Here is a 16,875-nt window from a genome sequence, read left to right on the forward strand (position 1 = left end):
AGGATGTCGCCTGTATGCCATCAGGCACGTCGGCTTGCCCGGCCTTCCGGACAAGTCCGGCCAGGTGATCCTCACGCAACACGCCAGGCACCTTCCCACCCCCGCAAGAACCGCGATTCCCCGACCGAGGCGATACGTACATGCAAGGTCGCCACGTGCAGCGCAAACAAAAACGCCGGCTTTCGCCGGCGTTTCATTGGAAGCCACTCGGCGCTTTTTACAGCGCCTTTGCCGCCTGCACCACATGCTCGGCGGTGATCTTGAAGTACGCGTACAGCTGGTCGGCCGGTGCCGAGGCGCCGAAGGTGTCGATACCGACCACATCGCCATCCAGGCCCACATACTTGCGCCAGAAGCCGGTCACGCCCGCTTCCACCGCCACGCGCTTGCGCACCGCATTGGGCAGCACCGACTCGCGATAGGCCGCGTCCTGGCGATCGAACACGTCGGTCGACGGCATCGACACCACGCGCGTCTTCAGCCCGGCCGCGTCCAGGGTCTGCTTGGCTTCCACCGCCAGACCGACTTCCGAACCGGTGGCGATCAGGATCACGTCGGGCGTACCGCCCTCGGCATCGGCCAGCACATAACCGCCGCGCTCGATCAGCTTGAGCTGCGCGTCGCTGCGCGGCTGGTGCTGCAGGTTCTGGCGACTGAACACCAGGCAGCTCGGGCCGTCCTTGCGGGTGATGGCGGCCTTCCAGCTCACCGCCGATTCCACCGCATCGCCCGGGCGCCACACATCGTTGTTGGGGATGTAGCGCAGCGAGGCCAGGTGTTCCACCGGCTGATGGGTCGGGCCGTCCTCGCCCAGGCCGATCGAGTCGTGCGTGTACACGTGGATGGCATGGGCCGGATTCAACGCGCTCATGCGCACGCCGTTGCGCGCGTAATCGCTGAACACCAGGAAGGTGGCGTCGAACGGAATGAAGCCGCCATGCAGCGCCAGGCCGTTGGCGATGGCGGTCATGCCGAACTCGCGCACGCCGTAATAGACGTAGTTGGCATCCGGATCATCGGTGGCCACCGATTTGCTGGCCTTCCACAAGGTCAGGTTGGAATGCGCCAGGTCGGCCGAACCGCCGATCAGTTCCGGCAACAACGGCGCGAACGCTTCGATCGCCAGCTGCGAGGCCTTGCGCGAGGCGATGGTCTGGCCGTCCTGCTGCGCCTTGGCGATGTAGGCATCTGCCTGGGCGATGAAGTCGGCCGGCAGCTCGCCGTGCGAGCGGCGGGTCAGCTCGGCAGCTTCGGCCGCGTACTGCTTGCCGTACTTGTCGAACAGCTGCTCCCACTCGGCCTGACGCAGGGTACCGGTGCCACCTGCGCGCCAGCCGGCGTAGATCTCTTCGGGAATCTCGAACGGGCCGTACGGCCACTCCAGCGCCTTGCGGGCACCCTCGAGTTCTTCCTTGCCCAGCGGCGCGCCGTGCGAGGATTCCTTGCCGGCCTTGCTCGGTGCGCCGAAGCCGATCTTGGTGCGGCAGCAGATCAGCGTGGGCTTGTCGGTGTTCTCCAGCGCGGTCTCGATGGCGGCCTTGATCTTCTCCGCGTCATGTCCGTCCACATCACGGATCACATGCCAGCCATAGGCCTCGAAGCGCTCCGGGGTGTTGTCGCTGAACCAGCCGGCGGTGTTGCCGTCGATGGAGATCTGGTTGTTGTCCCAGAACGCGACCAGCTTGCCCAGGCCCCAGGTACCGGCCAACGAAGCGGCTTCATGGGAAATGCCTTCCATCATGCAGCCATCGCCCATGAACACCCAGGTACGGTGGTCGACGATTTCCAGCTCCGGGCGGTTGTAGCGCTGCGCCAGCAACTTCTCGGCCAGCGCGAACCCGACCGCATTGGCAAAACCCTGCCCGAGCGGGCCGGTGGTGGTCTCCACGCCGGGGGTTTCGCTGCGCTCGGGGTGACCGGCGGTCTTGCTGTGCAGCTGGCGGAACTGCTTGAGCTGCTCGATCGGCAGATCGTAGCCAGACAGGTGCAGCAGCGCGTACTGCAGCATCGAGCCGTGGCCGTTGGACAGCACGAAACGGTCGCGGTTGAACCACTGCGGGTTGTTCGGGTTGTGCCGGAAGAAATCGTTCCACAGCACTTCGGCGATATCGGCCATGCCCATCGGCATGCCGGGATGGCCGGATTTGGCGGCTTCGACCGCATCGGCGGCGAGAAAACGGATGGCGTTGGCCAGCTGGCGGCGGGTGGGCTGGGTCATGGGCGTCTATGGAAGCGGAGGGGAACACCGCTGGAAGCGGAGCCGCTTATTCTCCCACAGAGCGCGTTAGGGAGCCGGGATTGGGGAGTCGGGATTCGGGATTGGTGAAGCCGGAGCCGACCTTGGCAGACTCGTCCGCTGGAAGCGATGCAATCAGTGTCAGACACCGTCGCAACGCCGCAAGACCCCACCTGGCGCCTGACGATCGCAGCACCCCGCTCCAACGAATCCCCAATCCCTACTCCCTACTCCCTACTCCTCGCCCTTGGCAACCAAGGTCGTCAGCGCCAGATCGCCGGTCACGTTCAGCGCCGTCCGGCACATGTCCAGGAAATGATTGACGCCCAGGATCATGCCGATGCCGACCGGGTTGACCCCGACCATCGCGCAGATCAGCGCCACCACCGGCAGCGAGCCGGACGGCACGCCGGCGGTGCCGATGCCACCCAGGATGCAGACCAGCATCACCATGAACTGCTGGCCGATGCTCAGGTCCACGTTGAAGAATTGCGCCAGGAAGATCACCGTCACCCCTTCGAACAAGGCGGTGCCGTTCTGGTTGGCGGTGGCGCCCACGGTCAGCACGAAACGCGACACCCGCGGCGGCAGGCCCATCTCGTCGGCCACGCGCAGGGCAGTCGGCAGGGTCGCGTTACTGGAGGCGGTGGAGAACGCCATCATCGTGGCCTCCTGGGTCTGCCTGAAGAAGCCGATCGGCGAGCGCCCGGCGAACTTCACCGCCAGCCCATAACTCACCACCATGTGCAGGCCCAGCGCCAGCACCACCACGCCCACATAAGCGCCCAGGCGGATCAGCAGATCGAAGCCGAACAGCGCAGCCAGATTGAACATGAAACAAGCCACCGCATACGGTGCCAGACGGATCACCAAGCCGATCAGGGTCATCGAGATTTCGAAGATGCCCTCGATGCCGCGCTTGAGCGTGGCCACCTTTTCGTCGGCGGTCAGCACCATGCCCACGCCGAACATCACCGCAAAGAACATCAGCGACAGGATCGCGCCGTTGCTGGACGCTGCCGCGATCACGTTGCTGGGCACGATCGACAACAGCATGTCCATGCCCTGCGGCTGGGTGCCGGAGCTGGAGATGATCTCGCGGGTGCGCTCGGCGTTCTGCTGGATCAACTGGTTGGCCAGCTGCGGGTCCACGCCGGCACCAGGCTTGAGCACATTCACCAGCACCAGCCCCAGCAACACCGCCACGCCGGACAGCACGACGGTGTAGCCCAGGGTGCGCCAGCCCACGCGCCCGAGCGCACGGATGTCGCCCATTTCGGAAATGCCCATCACCAATGCCGAAAACAGCAGCGGCACGATCAGCATGAAGATCAGATTGAGGAAGATCTGCGAGAACGGCGTGGTGACGTACTTGGTGACCACGCGCACCCAGTCGGCATCGCTGCCAGCCAGGTAGTAGACGGCCAGACCCAGCAGCAGACCGACGGCGAAGCCAATGCCCATCTTCCAATGCAGGGGCAGGCCCGGGCGGCGTGCGGCGGGGGATGCAGTCATCTGGTCGGGCCTTGATCTGGACACAAGCCCCGGAGCTTAACAAACGCCATCGACGCGGCCACCTACCCGGCCTGTCGCCGTGTGCCTGCCCGAGGGTAGGTGCACCTCCACGTCAGCCGATACGGGCGCTGGAGCGTTCAACACATCTGGCGCGCTCATTGTGGCGCGGGCACAGCCGATATTTGGAACTGCCTGTACCGAGGCGCGATGCCCAAACGCCTTTGGGACGCCGTGGAATCCGGCCATGAGCTCTTGCTTGCAACCATGCACACCGACCATCCCGACGGGTCCTTGCCCGCTCACCGTCGCGGGACCTTACGCGGCATGGATGCCGCGTAAGAGCCTACAAGGACGTACTTGCGGCGTGTCCCGCGAGGGTGGGCGGGCAAGGGCCTTGCAGCCAAGCCGTAGGGCAGCCGCTCTACAAGTGATCCCTCCACACTATCCAAGCGCATCATGCTCTGCTTGCAACCGACCACACCGACCATCTCGACTGGCCCTTGCCCGCCCACCGTCGCGGGACCTTACGCGGCACGGATGCCGCGTAAGAGCCTACATGGACGTACTTGCGGCGTGTCCCGCGATGGTGGGCGGGCAAGGGCCCTGTAGCGAAGCCACAGACCTAACGCCTTGCTTTAACCAGCACAGGCGAAGAACCAGGTGCAACCGGAATCAAAGTTTCAAAGCGAGATAGGACATGGTGACCACCTAGGACCTGTCAGCGGTTGCCGATGCCGAGAAACCGATCAAGGCGCCGGCGGATACAGCGGCGCCAAGACCTCCGGCTCCGCAGCCGTGGCATGCCGCCAACGCGGGCCCTTGGCAAAGGCCTCGCGCAATGCCGAACGTGCACTGGTCACGTCGCCATCGCCGCCCCAGCGGGCGCGCTGCATCTGTGCCACCGCCGCCCGCTGCGCCGGGTCGCTCAACGCTGCCAGCACGCTGTCGATATCGGCAACGCCGGCCATGCCGCACAACACTGCGGCCACGTCGTCCATGCCGCCGGTATCGAGCGCGCGTCGCAGCTCGGCCACACCGTGCGTCACACGCCGGCCGGGCGCAGCTGCATCGCTGGCATTGATCACCGGCGCGCCGTGCGAACCGCCGCGACGCCGTAACAAGGCCCACACCAGGGTGGCAATCCACAGCAGCGCAAAGCCGATCGCCGCAGCGATCCAGCCCCAAGGCCGTTGCGTGGCCGCAGCCTGCTGCAGACTCAGCGTGCCAGCCGCAGCGGTTGGCGCAGCGTTATCCGGTGATGGATTGGCTGCAGGCGTTGGCGCGGGCGCGGGCGCCGCAAACGCGCCGCTGCCTGCCGCCACGTCCAGTGTGAGGTCCGGCAACGCCGCGGTCTTGGCTGCTGCCGCACCCACATCCCACCACGCCACCTGCAAGCCGGGCACCACCAGCGGGCCGGCGCGGTTGGGCACGATCGAATAGCGGCGGGTCAGCCGCAGCTGCGGCGAGCCATCCACGAAGCGTTCTTCGTATTGCGGCGGCTCGGCGAACACCTGCGCATCGGGCACGCTCGGGGTCGGCAGTTCCGGGAACTGCGCCTGGGTGGCGCCGCGTGCGCTGGCCTCCACCACGAGCTGTGCCGCTTCACCGGCGGTGGCGCGCTGCGGCGTGGTCGTATACCGCAACTGCAGGCTGCGCAGCGGCAACCACGGCTGCGGCGCGTTGGCCGGTTGTGCGCGTACCTGCAGCGGGATGCTGGCGCTGCGTGCACTCAGCTCGCCATTGCCACGACCGAAATAGTCGTCGAAGAAGCCGCCGACCGAGCGGCCATTGAAACGTGCCGACGGCAACACCAGGCGGCCGCTGCGCTCGGGCACCAGCAGATAGCGCCGCTCGACCACGTTGTATTGGCGGTTATTGAGTACCTTGACCGAACTGACGTCGTCGCCGATGCGCTGCAGCGATGCACCATCGGGCGCTTCCAGGTCCAGCTCGCCGGACGCCAGCTGCGTGGCGAAATACAGCCGCACCACCACGCCCACACTTTGCTGCACATAGGGCTGCGGATCGTCCACCTGCGTCTGGACGAAGGCATCCTCGTTGCCTTGCGCCGCCGCTGCTGCGCCGGACGCGCTGCTGCCGGCATCGCTTGCCGACGCGCCCACCTGCAACCGCAACGGTTCGGTGCGCTCGTTACCCACGCGGATCGCCGGCACGATCAGCTCGCCGCTCTTGCGCGGCGTCAACACCACACCGAACAGCGCGCGCACCGTCACCGACCCATTGGTCACCTGCATCTGCTGGTTGGCGCTCTTGGCCCCCAGCGCGAAATCGTTGCGCAACGGCGTGTAATCCGGATCGACACCGCGTTGATCGGTTTCGATATTCAGCATCACCACGTCGCCGGCATTGGCGCTGTCGCGATCCAGCCACGCGCGCGTGACGGCACCCACCGGTGCACAGGTGAGCAGCATCGCGCTGGTCAACATGCCGATCGCCGCGCGGCGCAAATGGTGTGTGCCGATCATCGTCCGTCCCGTTGCCTGCGTTCGTGTTCCAGCCTGAATTTGGTACGCAGCAGACTGCCCGGGTCGTCCGGCACCCGCCGCAGCCAGGCATCCACCGCCTGGCGTTGCTCGCGTTGTTCCGGCGTTTCGTTCGCCGTTGCCGCGGCGGCCTGCTTGCCGTTTGCATCGGCGCCCTTGTCGCCAGCCTGCGCCATCGCCTGCTGCATCTTTTGCCGCTGCGCGGCATCGGCCTGCTGCTGCGCCTTGGCATCGGCCGATTGCGGCGCTGCGTCCTGCTTGCTCTGCTCGCCCTGGCCGTTTTTGGACTGCTGGTTCTGCGAGGCTGCATCCTGCGGCGTCTGCGCAGACGGCTGATCCTTGCCGTCCTGTCTACCCTGCGAGTCCTGTTTGCCTTGCCCGTCCTGGCCAGGCTTTGGAGCGTTCTGCTTGTTCTGCCCGGACTGATTCTGGCCGGAGCCGTTCTGACCGGATTGCTTCTGGTCGTCGGACTGGCCCTTGCCGTCCTTGCCCTTGCCGTCCTTGTTGTTCTGCTGCTGGCGCTTACGCGCCGCCTCCACCGCCGCACGATTGGCGATGGCGTCGGGCTGATCCGGATGTTGCTTGAGCGCCCGGTCGTAAGCCGCAATCGCTTGGTCGTACTGGCCCTGCCTGGCCAGCGCATTGCCGAGGTTGTACAAACCCTCATCGGTGGGCACATTTTCGAAGGCTTTTTGTGCCGCGGCGAAATCGCCCTTGCGATACGCCTGCACGCCGGCATCCAGGCGTTGCTGCTGCACCTGATCGGCGCGTTGCCACAAGGTGCCGTCGGCAGCATGCGCGGGTTGGGCCAATGGCAACACGCACACCAGGGCCAGGATCGCCACAACCGTACGCCGCCGGAACGCCAGCAGTGCCAACAGCATCACCGGCAGCAGCAGCCAGTAGCCCTCGTCCAGCCAGGTCTTGCCGCCGGTGGACTCGGCAGCTTCATCGGCCAGCGGCTGTTGCGCCGGATCGAGCACACCCAGCGCACGCAGGTCCGTATCGTCGGCGGTGATGCGCGCATAGCGACCACCGCCCTGCCCGGCAAGATCGCGCAGGCTGCCTTCATCCAGCCGTGTCTGCGCAATCTCACCGGTCGTGGTGCGATAGGCCGCGCCGCGCGTGCTCCCCACGCCGAGCGCGGAGACGCTGAATCCACGCGAGCGCGCCAACCGTGCAGAACTTCCGGCCGTGCGATCGGCGCTGTCGCTGACCAGCAGGATGTCGCCCTGCTTGAAACCCGCCTGCAGCAGCAACTGCGTGGCCGCGTCGATCGCCGCATCGGCGCGCTTGCCGTCCACCGGCATCACCGATGGCGACAACGCATCCAGAAACAACGCCACGTTGGCGGTGTCTTCGGTCAACGGCGCAACGGTGAAACTCTCGCCCGCATAGACCAGCAATGCGACTTCGCCACCGGCCCGCTTGCGCAACAACGTGGCCAACTTGGCCCGCGCCTGCAGCAGACGCGATGGTGGCAGGTCGTTGGCGGTGATGCTGGAGGACAGGTCCAGCGCCACCACCAGCGGCATACTGGAGTGATACACCGGCCGCTCGGTCTGCCGCCAGCTCGGCCCAGTCATCGCCAGCACCGCCAGCGCATAGGTCAGCGCAGCCAGCACGAATCCCAGCCATCCACGCCGACTGCCCGACACCAGCAAGGTCGGCAACAGATGCGCATCCACGCTTTGCCGCCACACGTCCGCATCGCGTCGACGCAACTGCCACAGCACTGCCGCCGGCACGATCGCCAGCAGCGCCCACAGCAACCCCGGGCGCAGCAAATGCAACGACTGCAGCCAGCCAGCCAGTTCGGTCAGCGCGTTCATCGCCATCTCCGCGGCAACACATAGGCCAGCAGCGCAATCACGATGGCGGCACCCAACGGCCAGTAATAGCGTTCCACGCGCGGCTGCACCGAAGGGCCGAGCGCCTTGACCGGCTCCAGCCGATCCAGCTCGGCATAGATGCCGGCCAGTTCTTCGGTATCGCGGGCACGGAAAAAGCGCCCACCGGTTTGCGCGGCGATTTTGCGCAAGCCGTCTTCGTCGATATCGTCGTTGCCCGTGGCCGGAATCGGCACGCCGAACAACGAATAGCCGCCGTTGCCGCCAAAGGCGATCGTATGCACGCGCACGCCTTCGGCCTTGGCAAGCTCTGCGGCCTTGAGCGGATTGAGCACGCCGGCGGTGTTGACGCCGTCGGTGAGCAACACCACCACGCGCTGGCCCTGCTTCTGCTCGCGCAGCCGTTTGACCGACAACGCGATCGCATCGCCGATCGCCGTCTCGCGCCCGGCCAGTCCCACCACGCTGTCGGCCAACTGGTCGCGCACGGAGGTCAGGTCGGCGGTCAACGGCGTCAACGCGTAGGCGCGCTGACCGAACACCAGCAAGCCGACCCGATCGCCGTCGCGACGATCCAGAAAGTCCGACAACACCGCCTTGGCGGCGGTCAGGCGATCCACCACATTGCCGCCGAGCACCATGTCCGGCTCGCTCATGCTGCCGGACAGATCCACTGCCAGCATCATCTGCCGCGCCTCGCGCGGCGGCTGGATCACATCGCCCAATTGTTGCGGGCGCGCAAGCGCCGCGCACAGGAAAAACCAGCCCAGCCAGGCAAGCCAGCGCGGCACCCGCAGTACCGGTGCCCTGTTTGCCTGTGCAACTGCATGCAGTTGATCGGCGTACGGCACGCGCAGCGCCGCGGTATCGGCGCTGCGCTGCGGCCAGAACCACATCAGCAACGGCAGCGGCATCAACCACCATGCCCACGGCCATGCACAGTGCGCCAGCGCATCCTGCCATTGCGACCACTGCAGCCAGTTCATCGCCGGCCTCGCATCAGACTCAGAAAACGCTGCCGCGCCAGCGCCTGCACCGCATCCAGATCGGTCACCGCCGGCGCACGTTGAAAACCGCCGTCCAGCAGCGCGCGCCCCGGTCCCTGCGAAAAGGCCTGCGTCTTGCTCTTGCGCCCGTCCAGAAACTGCAGCCATGCCTCGCCCTGCAGCCGGTCGGCCTGCGCATCGACGCTGCGCGCTGCGCGTCGCAGCAACACCGACAACGCGGCCAGACGCTGTGCGGGGGTCGTTGCGCGCTGCAGCTCGGCATCGAAGGCCGCCAGCCAGCGCCGCTGCTGCTGACGACGGCGACGCCACCACCACCATGCGCTGCCAAGCACCAGGACCACTGCCGCGATCACCAGCCACCAGCCCGGCGCCAGCGGCCACCACGACGGCGACGGCGGCAGATGGACATCGCGTAGCGGCAGCGATTGCGGCGACATCGTCATCGGCTCCGCACGGCGCTACTGCCGCCCAACCAGGCATCGCTGGCATCGTCGGTGGACAGGCGATGCAAGCGCACACCGCGTGCCTGCAGGACCGCGGTCAATTGTTCCAGCGGCGCCACGAATTCGGCCTGCCAACGCGCACGTCCGGCCTGCGTGGACAGATCGATTGCAATGCGCTCGCCGCGCACATCGAAGCTGAGTGCGCGGGCCGGTGGCGCCAGCTCCAGCGGGTCGACCAGCACGATCACCACCACCTCGTGATGCAAGGCCAGGCCCGACCAGCGCGTGGCAGAAATCCTGCTGGCGCTGCGCGCATCGGCCAGCACGGTCAGCCGCGCACCCGGGCGCAGCAGCCGCGCGGCATGGTCCAGTGCCACCTCCAGGCCCGCATCGCCGGACGGCGGCTGCGTGTACCAGCGCGCCAATGCGTCCAGCACCGGCAACACGCCGCGTTGACCCGAGCGCGGTGCAATCGGCGCTTCGCTGGCAGTGCCACGCAGCGCGGCGATCCGGTCGCCCTGCCGTTGCGCCAGCCACGCCGCGACGGCGCCGGCACGGGCGGCCTGCACCGATTTGTAGCGCACCCGCGTGCCGAAGAAGAGCGCTGGCGAGGTATCGGCCACAATCAGGCTCAAGCGTTCGCGCTCGGCCTGGAACAATTTGGTGTGCGCGCGCCCGGTACGCGCGGTGACGCGCCAGTCGATATGCCGCGCATCGTCGCCGGCCACGTACTCGCGCGACTCGGCGTATTCCATCCCGCGCCCACGCGTTGCGGCCGGTACCGGCCCGACCAGCCCATGGCGGCCACGCCCTGGCTGCCCGCGATGGGTCGTGGTGCCACGCAGCGCGATCAGCTCCGTCAGCGTCGGCCGCAGTCCATCGCCGGCGATCGACGCCGGAGCGGTGACAGGGGAAGAAGACGGCATCGAAGACATCGGATTCTGGTCAGAGGACGGCATACCTCGGCGACACGCTACCCCATCAGGGCAGCGGAATCTTTTCCAGCAAGGCGGCGACCAGGCGCTCGCCATCCCAGCCTTCGGCAGTGGCTTCGTAGCTGGGCAGCACGCGATGGCGCAGCACGTCCGGCGCGATTGCGCGGATATCGTCCGGGGTCACGTAGTCGCGCCCGGCCAGCCATGCACGCGCCCGTGCGCAGCGCTCCAGTGCGATCGACCCACGCGGGCTCGCGCCCCAGGCGATCCGCCGCGCCAATGCCGGGTCGTAGCGCTGCGCATCGCGCGATGCGAGCACGATCTCGATCAGGTAGCGCTCCAGCTGCGGCGCCAGATGCACGTCCAGCACCACCCGACGCGCGGCAAAGACATCTTCCAGCGGGATCTTGTCGGCTACCGTCTCGTGCTTTTCCAGGGTGTCGCGCGCGGCCTCACGTGCCAGACGCAGGATCTCCGCCTCGGCATCGGCCTGTGGATAGCCGATACGCACGTGCATCAGGAAGCGATCCAGCTGCGCCTCGGGCAACGGGAACGTGCCTTCCTGCTCGATCGGGTTCTGCGTGGCCATCACCAGGAACAGCTGCGGCAGCGCATAGGTATGCCGCCCGACGGTGACCTGACGCTCGCCCATCGCCTCCAGCAGTGCCGACTGCACCTTGGCCGGCGCGCGATTGATCTCGTCGGCCAGCAGGATCGGATGGAAGATCGGCCCGGGCATGAACTCGAACCGGCTGTCCTGCGGCCGCCAGATCTCGGTGCCGGTCAGATCGGAGGGCAGCAAGTCAGGGGTGAACTGCACCCGCGCGAAATCCGCCTCCAGCCGCGAGGCCAGCGCGCGGATCGCGGTGGTCTTGGCCAGCCCGGGCGCGCCCTCGACCAGCAGATGCCCGTCGGCCAGCAGGGCGATCAGCAACCGTTCGACCAGCGCGGACTGGCCCACGATGCGCTGCGCCAGCGACTCGCGCAGCAGGGTGAATTGACGATGCAACCGGTCCTGGGCGGGCGCGGCAGCGGCTTCTGGGGGCAACAGCGGCGGTGCGTTCATAGGACCAGTGTGACCGATTCGAGCGCAATTGGTTCACTCGATCATCCCTGAGCATTCAGTCAGTGACTCCGGGCATGAAACAGGTCACACAAGCAGGGACCGCAGGCATCGCGCCTTGGCAAAGCGATCAGGCCAGCACGATCACAGCGGAAACGGCCCAGAAGCTTTGATGGTCTTGATGCAGACAACATATCGCTTGCTTGTGACCACCTCGGCGGCCCAAACCGCCTACCGCCATTAACGACATGCCTCATCATGGAAAAAGGCCGCTTTCGCGGCCTTTTTTTCGACATGGCTGCCTCTTAAGGGGTAGCACTCGCAACACGTAGCACCTTCGGGGTAACGAAGACCAGCAACTCGGCTTTTTCTTTGCTGCGTCCACGTTTCTTGAACAAATTTCCGAGGAATGGAATGTCGCCCAGGAAGGGAACCTTGGAGACGCTTTCGCGATCTGTGAATTCGTAAACACCACCGATTACCACCGTCTCGCCATCACCGACCAAAACGGCGGTGTTGACCTCACGACGATTGATTTCCGGCACGGTGCCATAGCCTTCCAGAATGATAAACCGCGCGACTTCGTCTTTCTTGACATTCATGTTCAAGAAGACGCGATTGTCATTGGTAATGGTCGGAGTGACTTTCAGCTCAAGCAACACTTCCTTGAACTGTACGTTGGCTTGCGCGGCCGAACCGGCAGCACCGCCGCCGCTGATTGTCACATAACCGATTTCCCGTCCCTGCTTGATGACACCCTCACGCTGATTGGCAGTGACGATTCTGGGATTTGAAACGACCTCGCCACGCCCCTCCTCTTGCATCGCCGAAAGCTCGATATCGAGATTGAAATTGGAGCCCAGCAGCGTATATGCCAAACCTGCTGCCCTGCTGTTGGTAAACCCGCTTGCACCAAGGTCCACATTCAACCCAGTCGGGAATAGATGCGACGCTAGCGTTGTGCTTGTGCCCGTGTTGGCAAGTTCATTGGCACGCTGAGCCGAGGTATTCTGGAAATTGACATTACTATCCAATGAGCCGCTCAAAATACCGCGGCCAGTTGAACCGGTGATGCCAAACCGCGCACCGAGGTCACGCGCGAACGTGTCGGTCGCGATCACAATACGGCTTTCGATCAACACCTGATCCACCGGCCGATCGATATGCGAAATCAGCTCGCGCATCTGCGCGACCTTCTTCGGAATATCGCTGATCATCAGGGTATTGGTGCGCTCGTCGGCAACCAGGCGACCGCGAGGCGACAAAAATCCATTGTCCTGCTGGCCACCTTGTCCACCTTGACCGCCGCCCTGACCACCACCACCACCGCCACCAATCCCCTTGGCCTCCGTCAGCGCTTTGAAGATCACGGCCGCATTGTGGTAGTTGATCTGCACGTAATCGGTGATCAGATCCTCGCGGTTCTCGATCGCGATGCGGGCGTCTTCCTTGTCCTGCTCGAACTTGGCCAGCTCCGGCTGCGGGGCGACCCACACCACGCCGCCGTCGCGGCGCTTGTCCAGGCCCTTGGCGCGCAGCACGATGTCCAGCGCCTGGTCCCACGGCACGTTCATCAGGCGCAGCGTGACATTGCCCTGCACGGTATCGGAGGCGACGATATTGAGGTTGGATTCCTCGGCGATCAGCTGCAGCACGGTGCGTACCGGCACGTCCTGAAAGTTGAACGTCACCGGGCGGCCGCTGTAACCGCGCGCAGCGATCTGCGCGGCGGCCTGGGTGACGGCTGCGGCGCTGACGCCACCGACCGCGGGCTGGCCCTTGCGCGGAGTGATTTCGACCACGTATTCGTTGCCGGTCTGGTAGGCCAGCGAATCGAACGCGCCCTTGGTCGACAGCACCAGCTGCGACCCCGAGCCGGATGGCTTGACCTCGACGCGCTGCACCGGCGTTGCAAAGTCGGTGACGTTGAGCGGGCGCTGCAGTTCGGCGGGCAGGCGTGCGTTGCTGATGTCGACCAGCACGTTGTCGCCCTGCGTGCGCAGATCCGGGCTGGCGCCCTGGCCGTCGAACTGCAGGATCAGACGGCCAGCGCCATCCTCACCACGTTTGAAATCGATCTTGGACACCGCCAGGCTCGCCGGAGCGGTCTTGGCCGGGTCCTGCACAGGCTGCTTCAGTGCCGCCGCCGAGAACGCGCTACCGCTCGCCAGCGCCAGCGCGAACCCCATCGCGCAGGCCTGGAATACCGCGTGGCGTCGAACCGGACGCAGCCGCCGGGCATTGGAAAACGTCATCGTGCTATCCCCTATCACTTTATTGATCATCCAATGCGAGCGCGGCCGGCCGTTCAAGCCATCCGCCCGCACCGTCCGGCACAAGTTCAATCAGCTCGATGCGGTCTTCGTAGACCCCGGTGACCCGGCCATCGCTCTGTCCCAGATACACGCCCGGCCGCACCCGGTAGGTCACCTTGTCGGGTGCCATGACCAGCGCAACCAGGCCCGAGCCACCGCCAATGGTCCCCACCATGTCGAGGGCGTCGAGCGGATAGGCTTCCAGCGGCTCCTTGCGCCGGTTCGGATCCGGACGCGTGCCGTTGCCGCCTTCGGCGCTGACCCAGGCATCGCTGAACGGGTCGCGCATCGACTGCGCCGCATATTCGAACGTCTCGAACTGCTGCATCACCGGCAATGGCTCCAACGGCGGCGCCGGCCGTGCGCGCACTTCGGCGACCCAGGCTTCCAGGTTCGGCGCATCGCCCGGTGTGCTGGTCACACCGCGCGTACACGCCGGCAATACAGCAATTAGCGCCACGCAGGACAGGATCTTGAGCAGTTTCATGGTCATTGGCCGCCCTTCTTCGCAGCGTCGGCCGCGGCCTTCTCCTGCTCTGCCATTTCCTCATCGTCAAGATAACGATAGGTCTTGACCGTGCCGGACAGTTCCAGCGCCCCGCGCGGGGTGATGCCGGCCTTGGGGTCCCTCGGCTTGAGGTTGATGTCGTGCATGGTCAGGATCACCACGCGCGGCAACGACGCCACACCGCTGACGAAGGCACCGAACTGGTGATAACTGCCCACCATGCGCAAGGCGATCGGCTTTTCGGCGTAGAACTCCTTCGGCGATTCCGGGCCCGGCTGGAACAACTCGTTGGACAGGCCGCTGGACAGCGCGGTCTGCGAGATGTCGATGATCAGATCCGGCATTTCGGTCTTGCTGGGCAGCTGCCGCAGCATCTGCTGCAGTACCTGCTCCATCTGCGCGAGCTGCTGCTTGAGCGGCTCCAGATTCACCGCGCGACCCTGCTGGGTCTCGAACTCGGTGCGCAGCTGCGTTTCTGTGCCTTCCAGGCCTTCGAGTTCATCGCGCTTGCCGCTGATCAACAGGAACCAGGCCAGCACCATGATGAACAGGCCGACCACCACGCAGAACACGATGCGTGCCTGCTGCGGCCAGCCGCCGATGTTGTTGAAATCCAGATCGCTGAGCTTGAATGCTTTCTTACTCATGACGCCGCCCCCTCCTGCGGCCGATTGGCGGACGCCGGCGCTGGCTGCACGGGTGCAGGAGCAGCGGCCGGCGACGTGGCAGGCGCAGGTGCTGCAGGTGCCGCCGCTGGCGCACCCGCAGGGGCCGTACCGGCTGGCGTTGCACCCGGCGCTTGCGCATCGACCGGTGCGGTGCCGTTCTTGTCGGCCTCGTTCGGATTGGCCAGCTTGACCTTGAGCGTGAACACGTACGGCAGCGTCTTGGTGTCCATCGACGGTCCCGCGGGCTGTCCGGCCTTGTCCTGGCTCTTGGCCTCGATGATCGACAGGTCCGGATTGGTCATCCAGCCCGAGCCTTCCAGGTTGCGCATATAGGTACTGACGCGCGCGTTGGACTGCGAACGCCCTTCCAGGGTCAGGATGTCGCCGTCCTGCTTGATGTTGGTCAAGGCCACGCCATCGGGGATGGTGCGCACCAGCGAATCGAACAGATGCACCATCTGCGAACGATTGGCCTGCAGCTCCTCGATCACCTTCTTGCGCGCGAGCAGGCGGTCCTTCTTCTTGTCGAGCTCCTTGATCTCTTCGTTCTGCGCCTTGACCTTGTCGATCTCGGCGGTCAGGAACGCATTGCGCTCGGTCTGGCCGCTGATCTGCGCGTCGTAGTAGAACCAGATCAGGACCGACAGCAGCACGCCGCCCAACGCGGCGAAGCCCAGCATCGAATAGAACTCACGCTCGCGCGCCTTCCGGCGCTCGGCACGCCAGGGCAAAAGATTGATTCTTGCCATCAGTCAAAGCTCCTCAGGGCCAGGCCGGTGGCGATCATCAATGCAGGTGCATCCAGCGCCAGCGCGTGGGCCTGGACCTTCGGGCCCAGCGTCATCTGCGCAAGCGGGTTGGCGACCACGGTGGTCACGCCGAGCTGCTCTTCCACCATTTCCGGCAAGCGCGACAGCGCAGCGCAGCCGCCGGCCAACACGATGCAGTCGACGCGATTGAATTCGCTGCCCGCGTAGAAGAACTGCAGCAAGCGGCTGATCTGCTGCACCGTCGCCTCCTTGAACGGCTCCAGCACTTCGACCTCGTAGCTCTCCGGCAAGCCGCCCTGACGCTTGGCCAGGCCGGCCTCCTCGTAAGTCAACCCGTAACGGCGCATCACCTCGTCGGTGAGCTGCTTGCCGCCGAAGACCTGCTCGCGGCTATACAGGCTGCGACCGGAGCGCAACACGCTCAGCGTGGTCATGGTCGCGCCGATGTCCACCAGCGCAACCACCGCATCGGCGGCCACCGGCAACTCGCTGGCGACCAGGGCGAAGGCGTTCTCGACCGCGAAGGCCTCTACGTCCATGACCTTGGCGGTCAGGCCACCGAGTTCCAGCGCGGACTGGCGCAGTTCCACATTCTCCGAACGCGAGGCGGCCAGCAGCACCTGGACCATGTCCGGGCTGTTGGGCATCGGGCCGAGCACCTCGAAGTCGAGATTGACTTCCTCGATCGGGTACGGAATGTAGTTGGTGGCTTCCAGTTCGACCTGGGCTTCCAGATCGCTGTCGTCCAGATCGGCCGGCATCGGAATCAGCTTGGTGATCACCGCCGACCCGGCCACTGCGGCTGCGGCGTTCTTGGCCTTGCTGCCGGAACGGTTGATGGCGCGACGAATCGCTTCGCCGACCGCCTCGACCTCGACGATGTTCTTTTCCACGACCGCATTCGGCGGCAACGGTTCCACCGCGTAATGCTCCACGCGGAAACGGTTCCCGCTGCGCGACAGCTGCAAGAGCTTGACCGCAGTGGAACTGATATCGACACCAATCAGTGGCGATTGACTCTTGGGTAGAAGCCCCACGGAAACTCCCCTGCCGATGGGCAC

Annotated in this window: 13 protein-coding genes; all 13 read right to left on the minus strand. The window is 65.5% G+C overall.

Annotated features, from left to right (window positions below):
• Positions 1 to 217: 217 nt before the first annotated feature.
• Positions 218 to 2,218, minus strand: coding sequence for a transketolase (gene tkt, locus AC1PLS_RS16220; protein WP_104593883.1), 2,001 nt, complete (start codon positions 2,216 to 2,218; stop codon positions 218 to 220).
• 252 nt (positions 2,219 to 2,470) lie between these two features.
• Entirely contained in the window at positions 2,471 to 3,751 is a 1,281-nt protein-coding gene (locus AC1PLS_RS16225) for a dicarboxylate/amino acid:cation symporter (RefSeq protein ID WP_102253528.1), read from the minus strand.
• Positions 3,752 to 4,497: 746 nt separating this feature from the next.
• Positions 4,498 to 6,237, minus strand: coding sequence for a BatD family protein (locus tag AC1PLS_RS16230; RefSeq protein ID WP_184433624.1), 1,740 nt, complete (start codon positions 6,235 to 6,237; stop codon positions 4,498 to 4,500).
• Complete coding sequence (locus AC1PLS_RS16235) at positions 6,234 to 8,087, minus strand: VWA domain-containing protein (protein ID WP_184433622.1); 1,854 nt, start codon at positions 8,085 to 8,087, stop codon at positions 6,234 to 6,236. The genes AC1PLS_RS16230 and AC1PLS_RS16235 overlap by 4 nt, the downstream gene beginning before the upstream one ends.
• Positions 8,084 to 9,091: a vWA domain-containing protein gene (locus AC1PLS_RS16240; protein ID WP_024938137.1), complete on the minus strand. Its 1,008-nt coding sequence runs from the start codon at positions 9,089 to 9,091 to the stop codon at positions 8,084 to 8,086. The genes AC1PLS_RS16235 and AC1PLS_RS16240 overlap by 4 nt, the downstream gene beginning before the upstream one ends.
• Positions 9,088 to 9,549, minus strand: a complete 462-nt coding sequence (locus AC1PLS_RS16245) for a DUF4381 domain-containing protein (protein WP_127159814.1) — start codon at positions 9,547 to 9,549, stop codon at positions 9,088 to 9,090. Before AC1PLS_RS16245 ends, AC1PLS_RS16240 begins: the two co-directional genes overlap by 4 nt.
• A 2-nt stretch (positions 9,550 to 9,551) precedes the next feature.
• Positions 9,552 to 10,514: a DUF58 domain-containing protein gene (locus AC1PLS_RS16250; RefSeq protein ID WP_167763754.1), complete on the minus strand. Its 963-nt coding sequence runs from the start codon at positions 10,512 to 10,514 to the stop codon at positions 9,552 to 9,554.
• 22 nt (positions 10,515 to 10,536) lie between these two features.
• Positions 10,537 to 11,556 carry an AAA family ATPase gene (locus tag AC1PLS_RS16255; RefSeq protein ID WP_166770372.1) on the minus strand — a complete coding sequence of 340 codons (1,020 nt, stop codon included), beginning with the start codon at positions 11,554 to 11,556 and terminating at the stop codon, positions 10,537 to 10,539.
• Between the two features lie 302 nt (positions 11,557 to 11,858).
• Positions 11,859 to 13,808, minus strand: coding sequence for a type IV pilus secretin PilQ (locus AC1PLS_RS16260; protein ID WP_104542282.1), 1,950 nt, complete (start codon positions 13,806 to 13,808; stop codon positions 11,859 to 11,861).
• 19 nt (positions 13,809 to 13,827) lie between these two features.
• The gene (locus AC1PLS_RS16265; protein WP_024938133.1) at positions 13,828 to 14,361 is read right to left on the minus strand and encodes a pilus assembly protein PilP; all 534 of its coding nucleotides are present in this window, start codon (positions 14,359 to 14,361) and stop codon (positions 13,828 to 13,830) included.
• A complete protein-coding gene (locus AC1PLS_RS16270) occupies positions 14,358 to 15,023 on the minus strand; it encodes a type IV pilus inner membrane component PilO (protein WP_024938132.1) in 666 nt (221 codons plus the stop codon). The genes AC1PLS_RS16265 and AC1PLS_RS16270 overlap by 4 nt, the downstream gene beginning before the upstream one ends.
• A complete protein-coding gene (locus AC1PLS_RS16275; protein ID WP_024938131.1) occupies positions 15,020 to 15,793 on the minus strand; it encodes a PilN domain-containing protein in 774 nt (257 codons plus the stop codon). Before AC1PLS_RS16275 ends, AC1PLS_RS16270 begins: the two co-directional genes overlap by 4 nt.
• Positions 15,793 to 16,851 (minus strand): pilus assembly protein PilM, encoded by a 1,059-nt coding sequence (locus AC1PLS_RS16280; protein ID WP_039423791.1) that lies wholly within the window; start codon positions 16,849 to 16,851, stop codon positions 15,793 to 15,795. The genes AC1PLS_RS16275 and AC1PLS_RS16280 overlap by 1 nt, the downstream gene beginning before the upstream one ends.
• Positions 16,852 to 16,875 lie beyond the last annotated feature (24 nt).

Source organism: Xanthomonas sp. NCPPB 3218 (assembly GCF_056725185.1).